Here is a 23,376-nt window from a genome sequence, read left to right as displayed (position 1 = left end):
CTGTGTCTGGTTCAGCGGCCGACGCGCGCTTGCAGGTGGGCCGGATAGCGGTCGCCGTGCACGGTGATCGTGGAGAGGGCCTCCTCAATCCTCTGCAAGTCGTCGGAAGTCAGTGCGACTTCGGCTGCGCCGATGTTCTCTTCGAGCCGATGCAGCTTCGTCGTTCCGGGGATCGGCACGATCCAGGGCTTGCGTGCCAGCAGCCACGCCAGGGCGATCTGGGCGGGTGTTACGTGCTTCACGGATGCGATCTGCCCGAGGAGATCGACAAGTCCCTGGTTCGCCTTACGGGCTTCCTCCGAGAACCGGGGCACGATGGTGCGGAAATCCTTGCCGTCGAACTTGGTATTGGCATTGATGGTCCCGGTGAGGAAGCCCTTCCCGAGCGGGCTGAACGGCACCAGGCCGATTCCCAGTTCCTCCAGCGTCGGGATGATCTCGTTCTCCGGCTCGCGCCACCACAGGGAATACTCGCTTTGCAGGGCGGTGACGGGCTGGACGGCATGCGCCCGGCGGATGGTCTCCGCGCCGGCCTCCGACAGGCCGAAGTGCCTCACCTTGCCCTCATTGATCAGGTCCTTCACGGTCCCGGCAACATCCTCGATCGGGACATTCGGGTCGACCCGGTGCTGGTAGAGAAGGTCGATCACGTCGGTGCGCAGGCGCTTCAGCGACCCGTCGACGGACTGCCGGATGTAATCAGGCCGGCTGTTCAGGTTCTGCTGCCCGTCAGGGCTGGGCAGCTCGAAGCCGAACTTGGTGGCAATCACCACCTGGTCCCGGATGGGCTCCAGCGCCTCGCCGACCACCTCTTCGTTGGTGAATGGGCCGTAGACCTGCGCGGTGTCGAAGAAGGTCACCCCACGCTCGTAGGCATTGCGGATCAACTTGATTGCATCCTGGGTATCCGTGGCCGGGCCGTAGCCGTGGCTCAGGCCCATGCAGCCAAGGCCGAGGGCCGAGACTTCCAGCCCATCCTTGCCGAGTGTTCGCTTTTGCATGTCTGTCCTCCGTTGATTGAGCCTCAGGAGCGCAAGGGCAGCCGATGAGGTGACTGCCAACGATCTAGTGATTGGGACTACCCTCAACTAGCTGGTAAAAAGCGCATGAACATATGAAGGACTTTCATGAATGCCGCGGGACACCATTAACGACCTCCAAGCCTTTCTGGCGGTCGCGCGTGAGCAGAGCTTCACGAAGGCCGCAACGAAGCTCGGGGTTTCCCAGTCGGCTCTGAGCCATACGGTGCGTGGGCTCGAGGCGCAGCTCGGACTTCGGCTCCTGACCCGCACCACCCGCAGCGTCGCGCCGACCCCGGCGGGGGAACGCCTGCTCACGACGATGGGGCCACTCCTTGACGAGATCGAGGCCGGGATGACGGCCTTGAGCGAATTCCGGGAGAGGCCCGCCGGGACGATCCGCATCACGGCGGGCGAGCACGCGGCCCATACGGTTCTCTGGCCAGCCTTGGAGCGTCTGTTGCCTGACTATCCGGACATCAAGGTGGAAATCGACATCAACAACGGCCTCACCGACATCGTGGCGGGACGCTTTGACGCCGGCGTGCGGCTTGGCGAGCAGATCGCCAAGGATATGGTGGCGGTCCGCATCGGACCGGACACGCGCATGGCGGTCGTCGGCGCGCCATCATACTTCGCGAACCGAACGCGGCCCGAAACACCACAGGATCTGACCTCTCACGACTGCATCAGTCTCCGCATGCAGTCCGGCGGTCTCTTGACATGGGAATTCGAGAAAGACGGTCGTGAATTGAAGGTGCGGGTTGATGGACGGCTCGTGTTCAACACCTCGCTCATGGCTCTCGAAGCGGCGGTGGCTGGATATGGTCTGGCCTATCTTCTTGAGGATCGGGTCCAAGCCTGTCTCGCTGATGGACGGTTGGTACAGATGCTTGCCGACTGGTGTCCGCCGTTCTCAGGATACCATCTCTACTATCCGAGCCGTCGGCAACCTACGCCAGCCTTCGCCCTGCTCGTGGATGCGCTGCGGTATCGCGGTTAAACGGGAACGCTATCATCAACCCAAGCGGAGTATGTGCGTACCTTCTTGAATGGACCATTCAGATTCAGGGAAGGGCCGCTTATGGTGAAAGGAGACGTTAGCGTTTCTCGTGGTACATAATTTGAGACCGCGAACCCTCATGCTAGAACTGCCGGGACTGGCAAGCTGCGTTACTCGATATCGCGTATTCTCGCGCGAGCCTCAGTCAGCAGATCCTCCTGGCTCTTCTGCCAATAGATGCGGCCGCGGCGTAGGAAAAGATGGTTGATGAGGCGGCCACCACGCGCCTCGGCCCGCCGTCCGAACACATCGATCTCCGATTGCTCGAATCGGCTGTTTCCGGTCGTGACGAGCACGATTTCCTTGCCCTTAAGGTCAGCCTGCTCGACGTAAGCCCAGAGCGGCGTCGCCGGGCGGAACATCCAGATCGGCGACACCAGGAAGAGGCGGCGAACCGGATCGAGATCGATGGGTTCGACCGCGATCCGTGGCAGCTCGCCCGCGTTCGCATCAGAGACGGCTTTTCCCTGACCCGAGAAGTCCAGAGGATAGTCTGCTGAGATGCGAGCGATCGGCGCATTGAACGTGCGCGCAACTTCCCGGGCGACGGCCTCCGAATGCCCGGAGCGCGAGTAGTAGACTACCGCAACCTCTCGGTTCGGCTCGCCCACCGGGGCGTAGGTCCTGCTCGGGACATAGGTCCGGTCCTTCACTGTCATCAACATGAAGACGCCGAGCCCAAGGACAGCCATAGCTAGAGCTAGGAGAAGTATGGATTTCCTGGTGCTCACGTCGGTCCTTCATGGGCATTCGGGCTTCGGGTCAGCCGAGGCCAGCCAGTCAGATCAGGCCTACGGCGCTTCGGCGTCGTCGAAAGCCAGCGAAGCCGACAGGGCCCGATGCGCATCGATCTGCCCTTGAATGGCTTTCAGGTTGTCCTCGGCAGCCGCCATGGCATCGGCGCCTGCCACGAAGCGCAGAGGAAGCTCTCCCGAGTCCGACAGGGTCACCAGCGCAGCGGCCAGCTTGGCCGGGTCACCGCCCTGCTGGCCGTTCATGCCCTTCCAGGCTGCGATCGTCTGCGCCGTGCGGTCGGCGTAGTCTTCGATCGAGAGCTCCGGCCAGATCGTTGAACTGCCCTCGACCAGCAGTTCGGTGCGGAAGAACCCCGGCTCGACCGACATCGTGCGGATGCCATAGGGCGCCACGTCGAAGCGCAGCGACTCCATCCAGCCTTCGAGCGCGAACTTCGATGCCGCATAGGCGACCACGAACTCCTGCCCGATCAGACCTGCGGTCGACGTGATCGTTATCACCTGACCGCTGCGCTGTTTCCGCATGACTGGGAGGACGGCGCGGGTCACGTTCAGGGGACCGAAGAAGTTCGTCTCCATTTGCGCCCGGAACTGCGTAGCGCTGATCTCCTCGAAGTATCCGGCATAGAAGTTGCCAGCGTTATTCACGAGGACATCTATGCGGCCGAACCGATCGACCGCAGCCTTCGCGGCCGCAATCGCGGCCTCTGGGATGGTGATATCCAGGGCGACGGTCAGCAGGTTGTCGTGTGCGCCCACAGCCTGGAGCACCCGATCCGCATCGCGCCCGGTTGCGACGACGGAATGTCCTGCGGCCAAGGCCTTCCGGGCGATAACGATGCCCAGCCCCCGACCGGCACCTGTGATGAACCAGACCTTGCTCATGTCAGTCTCCCATTTCTGAGCCCTGCCTCTACCGCGTCCGGGAATCCGCGATTAGATGGTATTATCGGCATGGACTTAGAAATCGGATTTCTGAATGCGCCGGGACAACGTGAATGATCTCACGGCTTTCATCGCGGTCGCCCGCGAGGAGAGCTTCACGAAGGCGGCGGCGCAGCTTGGCGTGTCCCAATCTGCGCTCAGCTACACGATCCGGACCCTGGAGGCCCGCCTGGGGCTGCGCCTCCTCACCCGCACGACGCGAAGCGTTTCCCTGACCGAGGCGGGCGAGCGCCTCCTTCACAGCATTGGCCCGCGCTTCGACGAGATCGAAAGTGAGATCGCGGCGCTGAGCGCCATGCGTGACAAGCCCGCCGGCACCATCCGCATCACCACCGTCGAGCACGCCGCCGAGACCATCCTCTGGCCGGCCCTCGTCCCTCTCCTGGCCGAGTATCCCGACATCAACGTCGAGATCATCAGTGATTACGGTCTCAAGGACATCGTCGCAGAGCGCTACGATGCAGGCGTGCGGCTGGGGGAGCAGGTCGACAAGGACATGATCTCCCTGCGGATCAGCGCCGACCTCCGCATGGCGGTGGTGGGTGCTTCCTCCTATTTCGAAGGCCGTGCCAAGCCTGATGTCCCGCAGGACCTGATCGAGCACAGTTGCATCAAACTCCGCCTGCCGACCCACGGCGCGTTCTATGCCTGGGAGTTCCAGAAGGACGGTCAGGAGCTGAAGGTTCGGATCCAGGGACGGACTGCATTCAACACGGTGGGAATGATGCGAAAGGCCGCGCTCGACGGTTTCGGACTCGCCTACCTTCCCGAGGACCAGGTGGACACGGCGATCGCGGAGGGGAAGCTGATCCGGGTCCTGGCGGACTGGTGCCCGCCACGCCCTGCGTACCACCTCTACTATCCGAGCCGCCGGCAGCACTCGCCGGCCTTCGCGCTCGTGATCGAGGCGCTTCGCTATCGCGGCTAGGCGCATCTGCCTCAGGGCGGGACGGCGGGCCAGATCGCCTTCAATTCAGAAAACAGCCTTCTAAGCCCATGCAAATCATACGGGCTAATCTCTCAATGTCGGAGCGACTAGCTTCGGTTGGTCACAGGCGCACTGGCGGCTGGGGCCTCACCGAACCACGAAGGGACGACACCATGCGCAAGATCTCTGGGCTGAGCCGCCGCCAACTCCTCCTGAGCAGTTCCATTGTCTCCGTCGGCGTCCTGCTGGCTGGGGCCGCCTCCGCCACCCCGGCTCCCGCACCTCAGAGCGCCGTCACCAGCGCGCAGGCCGGAGACGTCGTCGTCACCAATGTGGAGTTCAAGAAGAACGACATCACCTTGGCCGGGAACGTCTACTACCCGAAGGGTTTCGACCGGAACCAGAAGTACGCGGCCATCGTGGTTGTCCATCCCGGTGGTGGCGTCAAGGAGCAGACGGCCGGCCTCTACGCACGGAAACTGGCCGAGGAGGGCTTCGTCACCCTGGCCTTCGACGCGGCGCATCAGGGCGCCAGCGGCGGCATGCCCCGCTTCGTCGACGACCCGATGAAGCGCGTCGGGGACATCTACAGCGCGGTCGACTACTTGGTCTCGCTCCCCTATGTGGATGCGGAGCGCATCGGCGCCCTGGGTGTCTGCGCCGGGAGCGGCACGACCGTGAAGGCCGCCATGACCGAGCGCCGCATCAAGGCGCTCGGGACCGTGAGCGCGGTCGATGTCGGTGCTGCCACTCGCAAGGGCTGGGATGGGAAGGCCGCGGAATCCGCCCTGATTGAGACGCTGGATGCCGTTGCCAAGCAGCGCTCGGCCGAGGCCGCCGGAGCCGCTCCGGTCTACGTGAACTACGTTCCCAAGATCGGCGACACGACCGCCCCGCGCGACCTCCAGGAAGCCGCTGATTATTACCTGACGCCGCGCGGCCAGCATCCCAACTCCACCAACCAGATGCTGATGACCAGCATCAGCACCTTGGCGTCGTTCACCGGGTTTGAGGGGGCCGAAACCTTCCTGACGCAACCGTTGTTGATGGTCGCCGGCAGTGAGGCGGGTTCCCTGTGGCACAGCCAGGAGCTTCACGCCAAGGCCGCCTCGGAGGCCAAGGAACTCTTCATCATCGACGGCGCCACCCACATGGACCTCTACGACGGCGATGGTTCGTCCGTCGCAGCCCAAAAGCTCGCACCCTTCTTCAAGAGCAACCTCTAGTCGCCGTTGCTCGGAACCGAAGCCCAGGCCGACCTCAACGGAGGTCAGGCCAGGGCAAGCGTTCACCGTTTCCTGCGCGACGCTCAAGCCTCGCGGCTTCCACAGAGGCTTCCATGATCTCCATGTTCCGGATTTCCCCGCTAGCGATCACGGTCGCCCTGCTGACCCTGCGGAATTCACAGTCTGAATGTCCTGAATGTCGGGGCAAAGCTGTTCACGCAGATAACATTTGAATTCTGGGACTTCGAGACTTCGAGACTTCGAGACTTCGACGTCGGCCTTGTTCCTGCATCACATGGCGATCGTGGGGCTGTGCGCGCTGCTTTCGCACTGCCTCATCAAGTTGGTTCCCAAGGCATAGGCGAAATTCGGTGCAGGACTGGGAGCTTCGATAGACTTTTCAAGGAATCCAAACGTCAGTTCAAGACTTGAAACCGAGGCTTGCCGCAGGGCATGGGAACTCTCGGCTTACCCCAGTACGAACTACGAGAGCCAGGCGGGCGCTTCCTGTTGCGCCTCGCCGCTACAGGCGGCCTTCACGCACGCGGCCATGCTGCCGAACCGGACATCACGCCCGACGAGGCCCGGCGCATAATGCGCGTACTTCCCGGAGTTGGTCATCAGCGTCCGTACAGCCGGAGGGATCACCGGTTCGCCGAGCATGCACCAGCACGTATCCGTCGCAAACTGGACGCCAAAAGCCTCAGCCACCTCGACATGCCCGGCTCGAGAAGCAGCTTCGTGCACGGCCCGGCCACAGGTCACTACCACTGCAACGTCCGCTGCCTTGGTTCGCCCCCGGACCAGCGCTGCCAGCCGAGCGCATTCATCAAGAGAGAAGTGGGGACTGCCGAGGCTGACAAGCCCGACCTCCGGCGATGCGGCCGTGTTCAGGGTCTCCCATGCGTGTTGCAACGCGTCCAAGCCGATGCGCACCTGACGCTCTGGCCTTTGCTCATCCGCCTCAGGCGTGATCCCGGCGACGTGGAACATCGGTGCGGCGGCAACCGTTGCGAAGGCTGCACCGAAGGCTTTCAACTCGTCCGGCCCGGCGGCGCTCGTCTCAAGTCCGCGGATCAGCGGGATCTCGGTGCCGCAGACCGAGCCGCAGCAATATCCGAGCAGCGGCCAGAAGGCGTCATCGGCTCCTGCGGGCATGTCGACCTCCAGCGCGAGCGTCGCTCGTCGTCCAGCATCAAGATGGCAGCCGGCCAGCGGGGCTCGCCCGGTCAAGGCAATACACACGTCCAGGTAATCCGGGTACTTCATCGTCCGCGCACCGATGACGCTGTTGGCATAAACCACCGCGTTCGACTCCGCCCAGCCGACCTGTTCGCCAAATCGGGGAGCGCTTTCAAGAAGGTACGGCGCACAGGTGAAGCTGGGCTGGGCACCCATGGCAAGATAGGCGTCAGCAAGGGCGCTCGCAGGAGCCCCTAGGTCTTCCGCCACGCCCTGCGCACGCCAGCGGCGCTTGTCCACGGAGATGGAGTTGAGAGTTGTCGGCACGCGCACGTGGGCTCCCGATTCGACCAGCATCTGCGCAAAGCGCAAGCTGGCCGGACCCGTATAGATGCAGCCGTCGATGTGTACCTGAGTGACATCCATAAAGGCATCAGCCTCCTGAACCGCGGCCATCCGGAGCAGCAAGCGCATGGCAACCTGCGCCGCCTTGCCATGCTGGCCCGAGAGGAAAGCTTCGTCGACTGCGTCCAATCGGACTGTCGTGTCCTCGTTGCTCTCCTGCTGCGCCGTTTCGGGTTGCCAATCCCCGATGGGTGGCTCGTGGACGAGTTGAAGGCTGGATCCCGCCACTCTAGCGTACCGGTACTCACCAAGGCGCGCGAACACCTCCCGCTCGACCCGCAGCACCGGAATCGACTGCTCGAAGACCACCTCGGCGACCAGCGCACCGAGGGTGAGGATTTCCTCACGCTCACAGATGACGATGGCCGCCGGAGCATGGCCGTTCAGGATCAGTTCGAGCAGCACGCCGCTTCCGGAGCAAGATCCACGTCCGCTCGGAATCGCGAGCACCCGCCCGGCGAGGCTTTCACCGCACAGCGGGTGGTGTTGATCGATGACGACACTAGTCTGAGGATCCACGCCGCCCCAGAAGCTGAGCCCCACCATGGCGCTGAGAAGCTGGCCTTGTGCCTTGCCCGCCACCAATGTTCTGCCGTATCTGATGAGTTCCACGCGATCGTCTCCTGACCCGACGGGATGTTCAGGTCCAGGCCTTTGTCCTGTAATCCGAAACTACACGCAAGTCGGCTTGGGAGGGATCAAAGCCATCCGGCCAGGGAATGTGCTCACCGTTCCCGACGACCCAAAGCTGGTTCAGTATACCAGCAGGGTTGGTAGCGCGATCGTGGACATACTCCTTCGGCGAGAGGGTGTGTCTGGCTGTCAATCTTCGTCGGGAGCGCGACGCGTGCATCGTATTCGCGACAGTCTTGGATCAATGGACGCTGCCGGAGCACCAATGCGAACATGCCCTGCTGCGACAAGCCCGCGAACGTGAGCCACTCGCTCAGGCTTTCCCTCGAGAACGGCTCGTCAGCAAATCCCTCGTAAAGGTCCGGAGCTGGCACTTCTGAGACGTAAGCCCGAAGGCAGCAATCCTCACCTAACCGGACGTTACTCAAGGTCGGCGAATTTCATTGTTTAGCCCGAAGCGGGCATTTCATGGAATAGCGCACAGCTGCCACTACAGCCTACAGGCCGAGGGTTTGCTGCATTCAGCCGCGAAAGCGAAGTGCTTCCAGCACGACAGCAAAAGCGGGGGCATGTTGACGGCTGCTTGGGTAATAGAGGTGGTAGCCCGGGTATGGTTCGCACCAATCTTCCAGTACTCGTACGAGCCGCTTTTTCGCAATCTGCTCTTCGACGAGGTCCTCGGGCAGGTAAGCCAGCCCAAGCCCGTCCAACACGGCACTGCGTGCGAGCTCCAGGCTGTTGACAGCAACCTGCCCCTCGACGCGCACGTTGATTTCGCGTCCGCGCTTCTCGAACTCCCAGGGAAAATACCCACCTCGCGTGACCCGTCGCAGGTTGATGCAGCGGTGATTGGTGAGGTCTTCCGGACGCTTTGGCACAGGATGCGTCTTGAAGTAGTCCGGCGTTCCGACGATCGCCTGCCGCATTTCCGGACCGATCCGCACCGCGATCATGTCCTTCTCGACGAACTCGCCCACCCGGACACCGGCATCGAAACGTGCGCTCACGATGTCGGTGAGGCCCTCGTCAGTCACGAGTTCGACTGTGATGTCGGGATATTCGCGCATCAGCTTTGATAGCTTCTGCCAGAGCAAGGTCTCGGCGGCGTGCTGGGTCGACGTGATGCGAACGATGCCTGACGGCTTGTCCCGCAGCTCCGTGAGCGCCAAGAGGCTACCTTCGATCTGCGCGAATTGTGGCTCGATGCTGCGAAGAAGGCGCTCGCCGGCCTCGGTGGGCGCGACGCTGCGGGTGGTGCGGTTCAGAAGCCGCAGCCCCAGCCGCTCCTCGAGCCCCCTCATGGCCTGGCTCAGGGCCGGCTGCGAGACGCCGAGCCGGACCGCAGCCCGGGTGAAACTGCCCTCGCGCGCGACGGTGATGAACGCGACCAGATCGCTGACGTTCTCCCGAAACATTCATAACCTCTGCTTATAGGCTCAAGATCGATATAGCATCTAATCCTATGAGTGCGCAGCCGTTAAATTGAATTATGCGCCAAGCAACGTGCTTGGCCTGAGCCGTATCCGTGCTGGTGAACTCACCCCGGACGGATCAGCCCTATGGGATTCAAGAAGGACAATGAGATGAAGGAATTCGCCTTAAGCCTCGCTATCATGCTGGGATCCGTCTCCGGCTTCGTTGTCAGCGCCTCTCCGGCATTGGCTCAGGACATGTCGAATGGTGCTGCCAACTTCTACAAGAGCGAACGGGTCGACGTGAGGAGCGTGACCTTCCGCAACCAGTACAACATGAAGGTGGCAGGTCATCTCTTCACGCCCAAGGACATGCAGCCGAACGCCAAGTTGGCCGCGATCATCGTCGGGCATCCCATGGGCGCGGTGAAGGAGCAGAGCGCCGATCTCTATGCCACCAAGATGGCCGAGCAGGGGTTCGTGACGCTCTCCATCGACCTGTCCTTCTGGGGCGAGAGCGAGGGCACGCCCGGTCACCTCGTGGCCCCGGACATCTATTCCGACGATTTCAGCGCCGCCGTCGATTTCCTGAGCACGCAGTCCTTCGTCGACCAGGAGCGAATCGGTGCGCTCGGCATTTGTGGCAGCGGCAGCTTCGTCATCAGCGCGGCCAAGATCGATCCGCGCATGAAGGCCATCGCAACCGTCAGCATGTACGACATGGGCGCTGCCTTCCGGAACGGACTGAAGCAGGCGGTGACGTTGGAACAGCGCAACGACTTCATACAGAAGGCAACGGCTCAGCGCCTAGTCGAATTCGCCGGCGGCGAGACGCAGTACATTCCGGGCACGGTCAACGAACTCACCGAGAGCACCGATCCGATCCAGCGCGAGTTCTACGATTTCTACCGGACTTCGAGAGGCGCCTACACCCCGAAGGGGCAGCAGGCGCAATTGACGACGAAGCCGACGTTGAGCAGCGCGGTGAAATTCATGAACTTCTACCCGTTCAACGACATCGAGACGATCTCACCGCGGCCGATGCTCTTCATCACGGGCGACAAGGCGCACTCCCGGGAATTCAGCGAGGACGCCTACAAGCGCGCGGGCGAGCCGAAGGAACTCTTCATCGTGCCGAATGCGGGCCATGTCGACCTTTACGACCGAGTGAACCTGATCCCGTTCGGCAAGCTGACCGACTTCTTTCGCGGCAACCTGAGCTCGTAAGCGCTCAACCGACACCAACACTCCCATCGTAGCACGTCCGGCACCCGGCAGGCGCGCCGGGCGTGCTGTTCAACAAGAACAAGGACCAATTATGAAGCACGCAGACACCACGGCGATGAGCCCAGAGAATGCCTCCTGGGGCGCCGTCTTTGCGCTGACGCTCTGTGTGGCCACGCTGATCGCCTCGGAATTCATGCCAGTCAGCCTCCTGACCCCCATCGCTGCCGACCTCAATGTGAGCGAGGGAACTGCCGGACAGGCAATCGCCGTCTCGGGGCTGTTCGCTGTCCTGACCAGTCTCTCGATCTCCAGTCTCACGCGCGGCATCGACCGCCGCACGGTGCTGCTGGGTCTCACGCTGCTGATGATCCTCTCGGGCATGATGGTCGCCTTCGCGCCGAACACCGCCGTCTTCATGGCGGGCCGGGCGCTCGTCGGTGTCGTGATCGGCGGGTTCTGGTCGATGTCTGCGGCGATGGTCATGCGCTTGGTGCCGGAATCCCAGGTGCCTCGCGCGCTTGGCCTGCTGAATGGCGGCAACGCGCTTGCGGCCACGATCGCGGCGCCGCTAGGGAGCTTCCTCGGCCAGTACATCGGCTGGCGGGGTGCCTTTTTCGCTGTCGTGCCGCTCGCGGCCATGACGCTCGTCTGGCTTTTCGTCAGCCTGCCGTCGATGCCGGCGAACACAGCGAGAAGCGGGACCGTCTTCCGCGTCCTGCGCCGCCGCACCGTTCCGCTTGGCATGGTGGCAGTCTCATTACTCTTCATGGGCCAATTCGTCCTTCAGACCTACCTGCGCCCCTTCCTCGAGACGGTGACCGGGGTGAACACGTCGATGCTCTCTCTGATCCTTCTCGTCATCGGCGGGGCCGGCGTGGTCGGGACCTACCTGATCGGGCTCCTGCTCAAGACGCGGCTCTTCAGCCTGCTGATCGTCCTGCCGCTGCTCATGGCAGTCATCGGAGGTACCCTGACCCTGCTCGGTCATTCACCGTTCGCGACGACGTCACTGCTTGCGATGTGGGGGCTGATCGGTACGGCGGCACCGGTTGGCTGGTGGACCTGGCTGAGCAAGGCGCTTCCCGATGATGCCGAAGCGGGTGGCGGCCTTATGGTTGCCGTGGTGCAACTCGCGATAGCGCTTGGTGCGGCGTCCGGCGGCTTGCTGTTCGACCACGAGGGATATCAAGCAACCTTTGCGTTCAGTGCGCTCGTTCTCGTGATGGGTGCTGCCGTTGCGGGTCTTTGTGCCTACCGGGTTCGATCGGATATCTCCGGACGGAGCCAATCACTGAAGGAGTGCTTGCCATGACAAGTCGGTCCTTCTCGCCGCTTCGCCGTGCTCTCCTCGGTGCGATGGCTGCGAGCGTTGCCCTGCCGAGGCTATCCTTCTCGCAACAAAGGAACGATCCAACACGTCAGGAATCAACCCACATGAGGATCAAATTGATCTTTAACAATCAGGATCTGATCGTCACCCTCCACGACAATCCGTCAGCGCGAGATTTTCTATCCCTGCTGCCGCTCGACTTGATGATCGATGACCACGGCAGCAACGAAAAGATCGCCTATCTGCCGCGCAAGCTGACCGAACAGGGAAGCAGGGCATTTGACGACGCGGCGCCCGGCGACTTCGGATATTTCGCTCCATGGGGCAATCTCGCGATGTATTATGGGAGCTACCACTATTCGGAAGGGGTGATCCGCCTCGGCCGCTTCGAGAGTAGCTTCGAGCCCTTGCTCACGCGGGGGAAATTCCCGCTCAGGATCGAGCGCATTCCCTGAACAAACCTTGGCGGCGAGGATCGGTAGAGCGGTAGTGGCCAAGACTGTCAGGACAGCGGTGTAGCGCATCGGACTTTCTTCGACATTGCCCTCAAAGTTCAATCGGATACCGGCTCACCATTCGGTCAGCATTGATAGCTGTCTTGTGCTGGCCAGACGTTAAGGATCGACGCGTCCGTATCGGCCTTTCGGCTGTCGGTCCCGATCTTCAGACACTAAGGTCCGACCGGGAAGATGGTCTTCCAGTCCCGTGTCATGTCGACGACGGTCCAGCGATCCTCCGTTGCGGCCTCGAGCGCCTTGTCGAGGTGGCCGACCTTCGATTGGCGATCGTAGGCGTATTCCCGCTCCGCATCGGTGTGATGCACCACAAGACCAAGCCTGCGTTTGCCCGCCTCGGTGGTCCATTGCAGCATCTCGAGATCGCCGTCGGAGTTCCCGAAGGCGGCGATCGGCCGGCGGCCGATCGCCTGGTTGATGCCGACGGGCTTGCCGGGACCGTCATCCACGAAGTCGACCTGGGGCAGGCGAAACAGCGTCGGCCGGCCATCACGGCGCTCGTACTTCGTGACGATGCGGGAGCCGATGATCTGCTCCGGCGGGATGCCGTAGCGCTCTTCGGCGAAAGCCCGGATGAATTCGGCTCCCCCGCCGGACGCGATGTAGGTCTTGAACCCGTTGGCGCGCAGGTAGGCCAAGACTTCCAGCATGGGCTGGTACACGAGCTCGTCGTAGCGGCGGCCGAAGCGCGGGTGCTTGGCGGTCGCGAGCCATTCCTTGACGCCTTGCCGGAACTCCTCCGGCGTCATGCCGGCATGGGTCGTGGCGACGATCTCGACGGCCCCTTTCTCCCCGGTGGCGGCAAGTGCCGTCATGTCGGCGTCGAGCACCGCCTTGAAGGGCTGCGTGTCCTTCCATTCCGGATGCTGCGGCGCCAGCGCCTTGACCCGGTCGAGCGCGTAGGCGAACTGCACGTAGATCGGCTGCTCGATCCACAGCGTCCCGTCATTGTCGAACGTGGCGATCCGCTCCGGCGGCGGAACGAAGTCGGGGGATCCTTCCCGGGTCACGTCGGTGACGAAGGCGACGATCGCCTGTTTCGCCGGACCGTCGTTCCACGAGGGCAGCGGGTCGGTCTGGGCGAAGGCAACCGAGATCCAGATTGCGAGCAGGGCCATGGTGCCAAGCCAGGACAGGCGAATGCGCATGTGTGCCTCCCGTTGAAGTTTCCGTCCAGTGAACGTGTGCCAGCACAGCGTCAGGAATCGTCGGACCCGTCCTTGCACCGGTAGCCGATGAAGCATTGGGGGTTGTTCGAGCTTGGCACCCATGCCGGCTCGGGGAACTGATCGACCGTGCATTCCGCGCCGCTCCTGACGAAGCGGGCGTAGGTCATCGGCCCGGTGTCGAGGACGACCGCGCCATCCCGCATGACAAGCTGGCGGTTGGCCCCGCAGGTTCGCTGGGAGGTTGGCGGGCCGACCTGCGCCGTGGCTGCCGCGATCATTAAGCCGAGAGCAAGGAATGTCAGTACGCTTCTCATCATCGTTTCCTCCTCGGATTTCAGACTGAATTTTCCCTCAGCAATCCGTGCAGATGCCTTTCATGATCTTGCGGTCGATCTGCTGGTTTTGCCGCTCCATCTGGCGGGTGGCGGTCGAATCGTTCGTAGAGAAATCGTTCCTGGACGACGTCACCGCATCCCGCTCGAGGGTCCTTTCCGACGGGATCGTGATCTCATCCCTGCGTGGTGCGGGCATCGGATCCTGGTTCTGGGCCCAGCCCGGTGTAACGGTCACCAAGCACGAGAGGGCGGCAAGCAAAATGACACGTTGCATAGTCAATCCTCCTGCTGGCGAACGGCCCGCCTTGTCGCATGGGACCGGCACGGGAGCGTCGAGCCGAACCAATCTCCCAACCGAACCTCCTCCGCTCGGTCGCATTGCGGGGAGGACCATGTGAGGCACGGTCCTCCCCAGTCACATCAGTTGCCGGTCGGCATCGGCACGTTGACGCCTTCCTTGGCAAGCATCTCCCGGACGGACTGCACGCGCTCGTAGTCCGAGAGCGTGATCGGGCCGGTGTAGCCGTAGCTCTGCACCTTGCGCGGAGGGTATTTCACGTAAGTGGCCATGATCTTCTTGAGCTCTTCCTCCATGACCACACCCATCCATGTGCGTTCGGTGAAGTTGTTCATGAAGATGTCGTAGCGCTCCTGCGGATCCTGCCAGAGGTCAAAGACCTGCGGCACGGTGGCAACGTACTTGGTCGCCCCCTTCCATCCGAGATTGGTGTCGACAGCGAGGCCACCGGTGCTGGCGCCGTCGTCGCCGCGCAGGTTGAACAGGAACTTGTAGTTATTGACGCGGATCGCACCGGGCGACAGCTCGTTCTCGGTGAAATAGAACCACGACTTCCGCGGCGAGGGACCTGTCCCGAACAGCACCGGCGTCATGTCTTGACTGTCGAAGAAGATCGGCTGGCCTTCACGGTCGTTCTCGGGCAGCTTCGTGCCCGCGACCGACGCGAACGTCGCCATGAGGTCGAGGCCGCCGAGGATCTCATGGTTCTTGGTATCGGGTGCGATCCTGCCGGGCCACCATGCCATCGCCGGCACGCGGTTGCCGCCCTCGCGCAGGGTGCCCTTGGTGCCGCGGAATGGGGTATAGCCGGCATCCGGGTACACGTCCTGCCAGGCACCATTGTCGGTGGTGTAGAACACGAGCGTGTTGTTGCCGCCAACCTGCCGGATCTTGTCCATGATGCGTCCGATTCGGGCGTCGAGTTCGACGACCGAGTCGGCGTATTTGCTCTTGGACAGCGATTTGTGCTCGTATTCCGGCGCCGGCATGTTGGGCTGGTGCACCTTCATGAAGTTGATGCTCATGAAGAACGGCTCGCGCGATTGCGCCGCGCGGTCGAGATAATCGAGCGAGGCCTTTTCGACGTATTCGTCGAAGAACGGGATTCCGACGACGCCCTCCTTGCCGTCGATGACGGGCGTGTTGACGTACTGGCCGTTGACCTTGAACTCCTCCCGCACCGGCTGCCCGGCATTGCCCGACAACGCGCCCTTGGTCACCTTCTGGAACATCGCACGCAGCTCCGGAGGCATGTCCGGGAACCAGGTCGGATCAGCGTAGGTGTAGGCGTTGAGGTGATAGAGGCCGCAATACTTCATCTCGTCATAGCCCTGCGCGTTGGGCAGGGCGTAGTCGGCCTCGCCCAGGTGCCACTTGCCGGTGAAGAAGGTGCGATAGCCTCCCTGCTTGAGCACGGAGCCCAAGGTCCACTCGGCCGCCGGCAGGCCGCCGCCCTGGCCCTGGAACGCCACGGTGGTCATGCCGCTGCGGTTCGGGATCCGCCCGGTCTGCATCGCAGCACGCCCCGGGGTGCAGCTCGGCTGGGCATAGAACGAGAAGAAGGTCATGCCCTCTTGTGAGAGACGATCGATGTTGGGCGTGGGCATGCCGCGTCCCGGGCCGCCGCCGTAGGGACCGAGATCGCCATATCCCGTATCGTCCGAGACGATCAGCACGATATTGGGCTTCTGCTGCGGGGCTTGGGCGAAGGCCGGAACGGCCATCGTCGCCGAGACCAGGGCCGTGGCCCCGATCAGCGCGGCCCGCGTCCGCATGGGCCGGGCGCGGCATCGTCCGCCGGGTGCTTGTGAGGACGCACGATCACTGGTCATGGGATCTTCCTCTCTCTGATGATGCAGCGGAAGCCGACATGGCTCGTCGAGGTGTCGACCGGCTGCGGGTGACGCGCTGCCGGACGGTAGCGGCGGCAGTAGTTGGGCGCGCACAGATGCGAGCCGCCCTTGAGCACCCGGCGCGGAATCCTGATCCCTGGCTCGCAGGGCGCGTAGCTCTGGTCTTCGCGGCCGCCGCGCGGGTTCTCGGGAATGCAGCAGACCTTGGGAGCGTCGGCGGGATGCTTCGGCACATAGAAGTCGCTGGTCCACTCCCAGACGTTGCCGATCATGTCATGGAGGCCGTAGCCGTTGGGCGGGAAGGCAGTGACGGGGGAGGTACGCTCAAAACCGTCCTCACACTTGTTCTGGAACGGGAAGGCGCCCTGCCAGGTGTTGGCCATCTGGCGCCCGTCCGGCGTGAACTCGTCGCCCCAGGCGAACTCGGCGCCGTCGAGCCCGCCACGGGCAGCGAACTCCCATTCAGCCTCCGTCGGCAAGTCCTTGCCGGCCCAACGGGCATAGGCGAGCGCATCCGTGTAGGCCACGTGCACGACAGGATGATTGTCGAGGCCGTTGATGCTGCTCTTCGGGCCGTAAGGATGGCGCCAGTCGGCGCCCTTGAGCAGAGTCCACCACTGGCCCCACAGGCGCAGGTCGACGGGATGATCCGGTGGCGTGAAGACGAGCGAGCCCTTATACAGCATCTGCGGCAGGGCGCCGGGATAGTCCTTGGGATCGGGTTGCTTCTCGGCGACGGTGACATGCCCGGTGGCGCGGACGAAGTCCCGGAACTGGCGATTGGTGACCGGCGTCCGGTCGAGCCAGAAGCCGTCGACGGTCACGCGATGGACCGGTGCCTCTTCGGGATAGTGCTTGTCCGAACCCATGCGGAACGTGCCGCCGGGGATCCGGATCATGCCGGCATATGAATGATCCTTTGGCTCGGGATCCTGATCATGCCGGAGTGTGGCCTGCGACATGGGCGTTGCTCCCGTCCTGGCAGGCCCGCAGTATCATCCAAGACCCGATCCTCAGGCTATTAGGGTCTACCCTGAACTTGATGAGGGCAAACCCTGATTTGTGGCCGCTAACATCTTCAGCCGAGATACGGGGTCGATCTGCCGGCCTGCGCGTCCATGCCGTCCCGGTCGACAGCGAGTGGCCTCAGGGTTTAACTTAGATTTATTGGACGAGGGCTCCCGTCGCGACCCCGGTCCCGTTGCGTCGCCTTTGCGGCCGGAGACCGCCCTCATGAGCAATGGCACCGTTCCGGTGGTTTCGCGATCTTTCTCGGGCATGCCACCCCGCCTGCGGCGGCGGATCGCCCTGATCTTCATGGTCATCACGGTTGCCGCATGCCTCGTCGCCGCGGCCCTGTTGCACTCCCACGCGGCCGACGAGCGGCGCGCGATCGAGCAACGTGCCCTGGAGGCTGCGAAGGCGCTCTCCTTTGGCTTCGATCAGGAGGTGGCGGCAGTCAATTATCTGCTCAAGGGTCTGTCCAAATCCCCCGCGCTCCTCTCAGGCGATACCAAGACCTTCTACGACCAGCTCAAGGCGACCCCAGTGCCGGAAGGCTCCTGGCTGGTTCTCAACGACCTCGCCGGGCAGGTCGCCAACACCCTGCGACCGTTTGGATCACCGCTGCCGCGGCACGTCGACTTCCCGAACTACCGCGAGGCATTTGAGCGGATCCGGGACCGGAGATGGGCCGTCTCCGGCCGGATGCTGGCTCCCTTGAAGGGCAGCATCGTCGTGGCCCTCAGCCTCCGGCTCGACGATCCCGAGGGTCGGATGAACGGCCATCTCACGATCATCCTGGGGGAGGCGCGGCTCGGCACGATCCTCGATGACCAGACGCTGCCGACCGGCTGGGTGAAGGGTCTCTACGACCGCAAGTTCCAGCCGATCGTGGCCGACAGGGACGGTCGCAAAGGGTCCGACTTGCCGGCCCCCGCAGCATTGGCCGCCCGCCTTGCCGATGCCGGGCCGGACAGCACGATCACGGGAACGGTCGAGGCCACGGATGAGCACGGGCTGCCCGTTCTGGTCACCTTCCGCCGCTCGGGGGCGACGAACTGGACGACGGCGGTCACGGTGCCGCTTGCGGATCTCAATGCACCGGTCACCGCCGCATTGTGGCAGATGGCCGGACCTGGATCTCTCCTCCTGTTGGCTGGTGGGCTTGCCGCCTGGTTCACTGCCCGTCAACTCGAGCAGCCGCTCCGGACACTGTCGGATCAGGTCACGGGAGCAAACAACAAGGTCAGCGAATTGTCCGGGCAACTGCTCGCACTCCAAGAGGAGGAGCGGCAGCGCATCGCCCGCGAGCTGCATGACTCGACGGCGCAGCATCTCGTGGCCGCGAACCTCGGGCTCGCCAGTCTCGAGGGAACGGTTGTGGCCACTCCGGCATCCCGCTCCGCGTTTGCGGAAATCGAAAGCCTACTGACCGAGGCACTCAGGGAACTGCGCATCTTCACCTATCTGCTGCATCCGCCGAACCTGGCGAAGGACGGCCTCCAGGCCACATTGCGGGATTTTGCCGAGGGCTTTGCCGGGCGCACAGGGCTCGTCGCGCGGATTCGGATTCCGGAGGAAGTCGATGATCTGCCGCCGGAGCTCCAGCGGGCGATCCTGCGCGTGGTGCAGGAGGCGCTCACCAACGTGCATCGGCATGCCGATGCCTCGCACGTGTCGGTCAACGCTCGGATCCGGTCCGGTCGGCTGGTGGTCCGCATCCGTGACAACGGGCACGGGATAGGAGGCCCGGCCCGGCCGGATGGTCCGATCCGGCTCGGCGTCGGGGTTGCGGGCATGCGGGCCCGCATGGAGCAGTTCGGCGGCAGCCTGAAGATCCGGACGGGTCGCGTCGGCACCTGCGTCGTCGCAATGACCCCGGTCATCCGGACTAGACAAGTCCCGCAAAGCGCCGGCCGCCTGCGAATGCCATGGCAGGCACACTTGCCCAAGGCAAACGGCAGGACCCTTTCCTGACATTTCAGGGTCTGCCTCCGACGGTTTCAGGGTTTTGCGCAGGTGGGTCCGGCTGCCGGAAGGTGTATCCTGCGGTGGGACTCGGGCTCACCGGAGCGGCCGCAGGCATCGGGTCGCCGAAGGAAGGTTCACAATGACGCGCATCCTGATCGCGGACGATCATGACGTGGTCCGCTCCGGCGTCCGGACCATCCTGGAGGCGCATGAAGGCTGGGAAGTTGTCGGCGAGGCGACAGACGGCAAGCAGACCGTCGATCAGGCCCTGGCCACCCGGCCCGACATCGTCATCCTCGATTACGGTCTGCCGCTGGTGAATGGCGTCGAGGCCACTCGGCAGATCAAGGCCCGCGTTCCCGGTGTCGAAATCCTGATCTTCACCATGCACGACACGGATAGCCTGGTCCGGGACGTGCTCGAAGCAGGGGCACGCGGCTTCCTGCTCAAATCCGACGCCCGGCAGTTTCTGGTCGCGGCGGTGGAGAGCCTTGTCGCGCACAAGCCGTTCTTCACCGGCAAAGTCTCCGAAACCTTGCTGGAGACCTATCTGGCGAAGGGATGCACGCACGAGTCGGTGCTGACTGCCCGTGAGAAGGCCGTCGTGCAGCTGATCGCCGAAGGCCGGACCAACAAGCAGATCGCCGACATCCTCAGCATCAGCACCAAGACCGTCGAGACCCATCGCGCCCTGGCCTTGCGCAAGCTCAACCTCGACACGACTGCCGCGCTGATCCGCTACGCCGTCCGCAACAAGCTCGTGGAGGGCTGATGTCGAAGCCATAGCCGAGGCCTGCCAGCGCACAGCGTCGCGGCCTGAATAGCCGAGCGGGGGTTGAACGATTCTCAGCTCACCGGTGCGCCCATCGTGATGGAGCCTGGATCATGAGATTGCTAAACCGCTTCTTGCAACGCCTCGTGATTCTTGGATTGGGCGTTCTTTCTGTCTGGTTGATAGTCTTCGTGGTCTTCGACACTGCGGACCAAAGGCTGCCATGGATTCTGGCTGTGGGCCTCACCTACGCAATCGCCGCCTATGTCATCCTCCCGCGGATTATTCGTATAGGCCTCAAGCTTCTCCACCAGAAACGGGTGCCCAGCTTCACGTCAACAGGCGATGGGTTGCCGGGTGATCCCGTCAACGTGGCGCTCGTAGGAACGCTCGCACAACTTCGCGCGGCCTTTGCAGCCCTCGGCTGGTCAGAGGCGGACCGGCTGGGCCCGGCCAGCTCCTGGGGCATGATCCGGGCGTTCGTGTTCAACGCACCCTATCCAACGGCCCCGTTCAGCACCCTTTATCTGTTCGGCCGCGGCCAGGATGTCGGGTTTCAGAAGGCAATCGACAACAGCCCTCGGAAGCGCCATCACATTCGGTTCTGGTCCTTGAGCCTCGCGCGGGCCGAGGACACCTGGGCAGGGGGATCCGCAAGCTTCTGGCTGAACACCGACCGTCCACCGGACGACGAACGCGTTCTCTGGGTTGGGGCTGGTACGAGAGACACGGGTCTGTCCTTGACCCATCTTACGTTTCAGATCACCCACGCCACGGATTCGGACACGAATGTCGAGCGTGACTTTATCATCGATGAGTTGAAAAACATTGGGTCCATCGAGGCGGTGAAAGTGTATCAGGCCGGCCAATGTCTCGCCACGGAACATGTTAACCACTACACGACCGACGGACGAGTGACGTTGGCGAGCCTTGTGGTCAAGGCCTATTGACACGGCTCGCGCCGCTTCGAAAAAGATGGTTCAGAAGGATTACGTTCTGACGCGGGCGTTGATGATCTCCGCCGACCAACGGCAGCCTGGGTCGGACATGGGCGCAGAGCCTGGCCTTGTCCAACCGGAATCGATATGGGCAGGCCGCCATTTGATTTCGGCAGCCAGCTCCTGAAAGCTCGGGCGGATTATCACCGCATGGCAACCGTGCTCATCTCTCCTGGCAGAAGGTTCGGCGCGACTCGTTGCGGCCCCGGCCGATCGCACGAGGGCATGCTACCCCGCTGGATCCATGGGCGACGGCGCCGAACGTTGCGACCGACTACATGCAACCTAAGCGGTGTGCTGGAAGGTCTAGAAACGGCACAAAGCGGACCTTGCGATTGTCCTCGGAACCTACCGTTTTTGATCCGACGCTCGGGAATGGATATATGTCCACTTGTGACCCAGTGAGGACCTTACACTGTGAGGACGAGGCAGTATTGTGGATATCCCACGAACCACTACGAATGTATTATGATCGGGTAATCGATTTGGCCCGAAATTCAATGCAGCGATACGTCAATGTGATCGGAATATTTGATGAAATCTGTGGCCGTAGGACTTTTTTAACAGCAACTCGAACATGATTCCTTGGGGAAGTGGGGGGAATCATGCAGTCGTTACGGGCTAAATTCATCATTATTACTGGTCTCATGCTCGCAGTGGGCCTGGGGGCGGGCATCAGTGCAGTGTGGAGCAACGCAGTTCTGACGGACGGCATCTCGCAAAACCTGGTCCTGGCGCAGGCAACCCGCAATCAGGGCAACGCAGACATGATGCACGATGCTCTGCGAGGCGACGTCTATCGTGCCCTCCATGCGGCGCGGGTCGAGCCGACGTCGCGTTCGCAGGTCGAGGAAGACCTACGCGATCACTTGGCTCAGCTTCGACGCAATATTGATGAGAACAAGGGGCTTGCTCTCAGCCCTGATATCCGCACCGCTCTCGCCGATGTCGAGGAGCCGCTGGCAGCCTATGCGAAAGCCGCCTCGACTCTCGTTGAAGCGGCCTTTGAGAGTACGAGGGAGGCGGAGCGTATGCTTCCTGACTTTGTACAGAGATTTGATGTGCTCGAAGATGCGATGGAGACCATCAGCGGCCGGATCGGAGAGGTGGCAGAGCGCCTGGAGCAGGAGGCTGGCGCGCTGGCTGCCATAACCCGCTGGATGAATGTAGCGGCCGCCACGATATCTCTTCTGATAACAATCGGCCTCTGTCTCTACCTGCTTCGCGGGGCCCTGCGGCCGATCGGTGCCATGACCAGGACGATGAGGGCTCTGGCAGATGGAGACACCAACGTTGACGTGATCGGGGCAAGGCGCCGCGACGAAATTGGTGAAATGGCCAGGGCCGTCGAGGTGTTCCGGGACAATGCTCGAGAAATGGAACACCTCAGGGGCCAGCAGGAGCGCACCCGCGTGCAGAGCGAGGCCGAGAAGCGCCGAATGATGGCTGAGTTGGCGCAGAGCTTCGAGACGAAGGTCGGTGCCCTGGTCCAGCGTCTTTCGGTGGCGGCGAACGGGCTGGAGGACACGGCCCGATCCATGACCTCTGTGGCGGACAAGACGACCCAGCAGTCGGTGGGCGTTGCCTCAACGGCCCAGCAGACCTCGGCCAACGTGCAAACGGTGGCGGCGGCCACGGAAGAACTGTCGATCTCGATCCGTGAGATCGCCGCTCAGGTGACACAATCCTCTCGTGTTGCCGAGCGGGCTGTCATGGATGCCCAGCGTACCAATCAGACCGTGCAGATGCTTGCAGCTTCTGCTGAGAAGATTGGTCATGTGGTCCAGCTCATCAGCACCATTGCGTCTCAGACCAACCTGCTGGCATTGAATGCTACAATCGAGGCAGCACGCGCCGGTGAGGCCGGCAAGGGCTTTGCGGTCGTGGCCTCTGAGGTGAAGGAGCTGGCGAGCCAAACCTCCCGCGCAACGGACGAGATCTCGGCTCAGATTACTAGTGTGCAGCAGGCGACAACGGACGCGGTTCAAGCCATTCAGGCGATCGCCAGCACAATTGGCGAGATGTCCCAGATCTCGGTATCGATTGCCGCGGCCATGGAGGAGCAGGGTGCGGCAACCTCCGAGATAGCCCGGAACGTACAGGAGGCCGCCCGTGGTACTGAGTTTGTCACTGGCAGCATCAGCGAAGTTCGCCGGGGAGCGGGCGAGACGGGCACAGCGGCCGCCCAGGTTCTCTCGTCGGCTCAGGATCTAGCCCGCCATTCCGACAGCCTGGGGCAGGAGGTGGGGCACTTCCTGTCAGGCGTAAAAGCCGCGTAGAACGGGAGGTATGCTCTAGCCCATCGTGCAGACCCGGAGGGCCGCGTCAGCGAAAAGCG

Annotated in this window: 20 protein-coding genes; 10 read left to right on the top strand and 10 right to left on the bottom strand. The window is 62.8% G+C overall.

The window, feature by feature from the left end:
• Nucleotides 1-11: 11 nt before the first annotated feature.
• Nucleotides 12-1,001: an aldo/keto reductase gene (locus ACD578_RS15565; RefSeq protein ID WP_404286362.1), complete on the bottom strand. Its 990-nt coding sequence runs from the start codon at nt 999-1,001 to the stop codon at nt 12-14.
• A 130-nt stretch (nt 1,002-1,131) separates the two neighbouring features.
• On the opposite strand from ACD578_RS15565, the gene ACD578_RS15560 reads away from it, so the two are divergent.
• Nucleotides 1,132-2,022, top strand: a complete 891-nt coding sequence (locus tag ACD578_RS15560; RefSeq protein WP_404286360.1) for a LysR family transcriptional regulator — start codon at nt 1,132-1,134, stop codon at nt 2,020-2,022.
• 170 nt (nt 2,023-2,192) lie between these two features.
• On the opposite strand, the gene ACD578_RS15555 is transcribed toward ACD578_RS15560, so the two are convergent.
• Nucleotides 2,193-2,774 (bottom strand): flavodoxin family protein, encoded by a 582-nt coding sequence (locus ACD578_RS15555; protein WP_404286358.1) that lies wholly within the window; start codon nt 2,772-2,774, stop codon nt 2,193-2,195.
• Between the two features lie 99 nt (nt 2,775-2,873).
• Nucleotides 2,874-3,722 carry an SDR family oxidoreductase gene (locus tag ACD578_RS15550; protein WP_404286356.1) on the bottom strand — a complete coding sequence of 283 codons (849 nt, stop codon included), beginning with the start codon at nt 3,720-3,722 and terminating at the stop codon, nt 2,874-2,876.
• A 94-nt stretch (nt 3,723-3,816) separates the two neighbouring features.
• On the opposite strand from ACD578_RS15550, the gene ACD578_RS15545 reads away from it, so the two are divergent.
• Complete coding sequence (locus ACD578_RS15545) at nt 3,817-4,710, top strand: LysR family transcriptional regulator (RefSeq protein ID WP_404286354.1); 894 nt, start codon at nt 3,817-3,819, stop codon at nt 4,708-4,710.
• 173 nt (nt 4,711-4,883) lie between these two features.
• On the top strand, nt 4,884-5,936 hold the full coding sequence (locus tag ACD578_RS15540; protein ID WP_404286352.1) for an alpha/beta hydrolase: 1,053 nt from the start codon (nt 4,884-4,886) through the stop codon (nt 5,934-5,936).
• Between the two features lie 483 nt (nt 5,937-6,419).
• On the opposite strand, the gene ACD578_RS15535 is transcribed toward ACD578_RS15540, so the two are convergent.
• Together ACD578_RS15535 and ACD578_RS15530 are read right to left on the bottom strand one after the other, a co-directional pair.
• Nucleotides 6,420-8,069 carry an aconitase X gene (locus ACD578_RS15535; RefSeq protein WP_404293894.1) on the bottom strand — a complete coding sequence of 550 codons (1,650 nt, stop codon included), beginning with the start codon at nt 8,067-8,069 and terminating at the stop codon, nt 6,420-6,422.
• A gap of 608 nt (nt 8,070-8,677) precedes the next feature.
• Nucleotides 8,678-9,571 (bottom strand): LysR family transcriptional regulator, encoded by an 894-nt coding sequence (locus ACD578_RS15530; RefSeq protein WP_404286350.1) that lies wholly within the window; start codon nt 9,569-9,571, stop codon nt 8,678-8,680.
• A gap of 144 nt (nt 9,572-9,715) precedes the next feature.
• On the opposite strand from ACD578_RS15530, the gene ACD578_RS15525 reads away from it, so the two are divergent.
• The 3 genes from ACD578_RS15525 to ACD578_RS15515 all read left to right on the top strand — a co-directional run bounded on the left by ACD578_RS15525 (nt 9,716) and on the right by ACD578_RS15515 (nt 12,580).
• Nucleotides 9,716-10,795 (top strand): alpha/beta hydrolase, encoded by a 1,080-nt coding sequence (locus ACD578_RS15525; protein ID WP_404286348.1) that lies wholly within the window; start codon nt 9,716-9,718, stop codon nt 10,793-10,795.
• Between the two features lie 91 nt (nt 10,796-10,886).
• Complete coding sequence (locus ACD578_RS15520) at nt 10,887-12,107, top strand: MFS transporter (RefSeq protein WP_404286346.1); 1,221 nt, start codon at nt 10,887-10,889, stop codon at nt 12,105-12,107.
• Nucleotides 12,104-12,580, top strand: coding sequence for a cyclophilin-like fold protein (locus ACD578_RS15515; RefSeq protein ID WP_404293892.1), 477 nt, complete (start codon nt 12,104-12,106; stop codon nt 12,578-12,580). The genes ACD578_RS15520 and ACD578_RS15515 overlap by 4 nt, the downstream gene beginning before the upstream one ends.
• Before the next feature lie 215 nt (nt 12,581-12,795).
• Here the strand turns inward: ACD578_RS15515 and ACD578_RS15510 are convergent, their stop codons facing one another.
• The 5 genes from ACD578_RS15510 to ACD578_RS15490 all read right to left on the bottom strand — a co-directional run bounded on the left by ACD578_RS15510 (nt 12,796) and on the right by ACD578_RS15490 (nt 17,257).
• Entirely contained in the window at nt 12,796-13,788 is a 993-nt protein-coding gene (locus ACD578_RS15510; protein ID WP_404286344.1) for an HAD family hydrolase, read from the bottom strand.
• Nucleotides 13,789-13,838: 50 nt separating this feature from the next.
• A complete protein-coding gene (locus ACD578_RS15505; RefSeq protein WP_404286342.1) occupies nt 13,839-14,126 on the bottom strand; it encodes a hypothetical protein in 288 nt (95 codons plus the stop codon).
• A gap of 34 nt (nt 14,127-14,160) precedes the next feature.
• Nucleotides 14,161-14,418: a hypothetical protein gene (locus tag ACD578_RS15500; RefSeq protein WP_404286340.1), complete on the bottom strand. Its 258-nt coding sequence runs from the start codon at nt 14,416-14,418 to the stop codon at nt 14,161-14,163.
• 146 nt (nt 14,419-14,564) lie between these two features.
• Nucleotides 14,565-16,166, bottom strand: coding sequence for an arylsulfatase (locus ACD578_RS15495; RefSeq protein WP_404293890.1), 1,602 nt, complete (start codon nt 16,164-16,166; stop codon nt 14,565-14,567).
• 104 nt (nt 16,167-16,270) lie between these two features.
• On the bottom strand, nt 16,271-17,257 hold the full coding sequence (locus tag ACD578_RS15490; protein WP_404286338.1) for a formylglycine-generating enzyme family protein: 987 nt from the start codon (nt 17,255-17,257) through the stop codon (nt 16,271-16,273).
• Between the two features lie 271 nt (nt 17,258-17,528).
• Between ACD578_RS15490 and ACD578_RS15485 the strand changes: the two genes are divergently transcribed.
• From ACD578_RS15485 to ACD578_RS15470, 4 genes are all read left to right on the top strand, one after another.
• Complete coding sequence (locus ACD578_RS15485) at nt 17,529-19,274, top strand: histidine kinase (RefSeq protein ID WP_404286336.1); 1,746 nt, start codon at nt 17,529-17,531, stop codon at nt 19,272-19,274.
• A gap of 133 nt (nt 19,275-19,407) precedes the next feature.
• On the top strand, nt 19,408-20,040 hold the full coding sequence (locus tag ACD578_RS15480) for a response regulator (RefSeq protein ID WP_404286334.1): 633 nt from the start codon (nt 19,408-19,410) through the stop codon (nt 20,038-20,040).
• Nucleotides 20,041-20,153: 113 nt separating this feature from the next.
• Complete coding sequence (locus ACD578_RS15475; protein WP_404286332.1) at nt 20,154-20,990, top strand: LssY C-terminal domain-containing protein; 837 nt, start codon at nt 20,154-20,156, stop codon at nt 20,988-20,990.
• Between the two features lie 653 nt (nt 20,991-21,643).
• Nucleotides 21,644-23,317: a methyl-accepting chemotaxis protein gene (locus tag ACD578_RS15470; RefSeq protein ID WP_404286330.1), complete on the top strand. Its 1,674-nt coding sequence runs from the start codon at nt 21,644-21,646 to the stop codon at nt 23,315-23,317.
• The last annotated feature ends 59 nt before the right edge of the window (nt 23,318-23,376 follow it).

This window comes from Microvirga sp. RSM25 (genome assembly GCF_044784385.1).
GTDB classification, from domain to species: domain Bacteria; phylum Pseudomonadota; class Alphaproteobacteria; order Rhizobiales; family Beijerinckiaceae; genus Microvirga; species Microvirga tunisiensis.
This window is presented reverse-complemented; position numbering and strand designations above follow the sequence as displayed.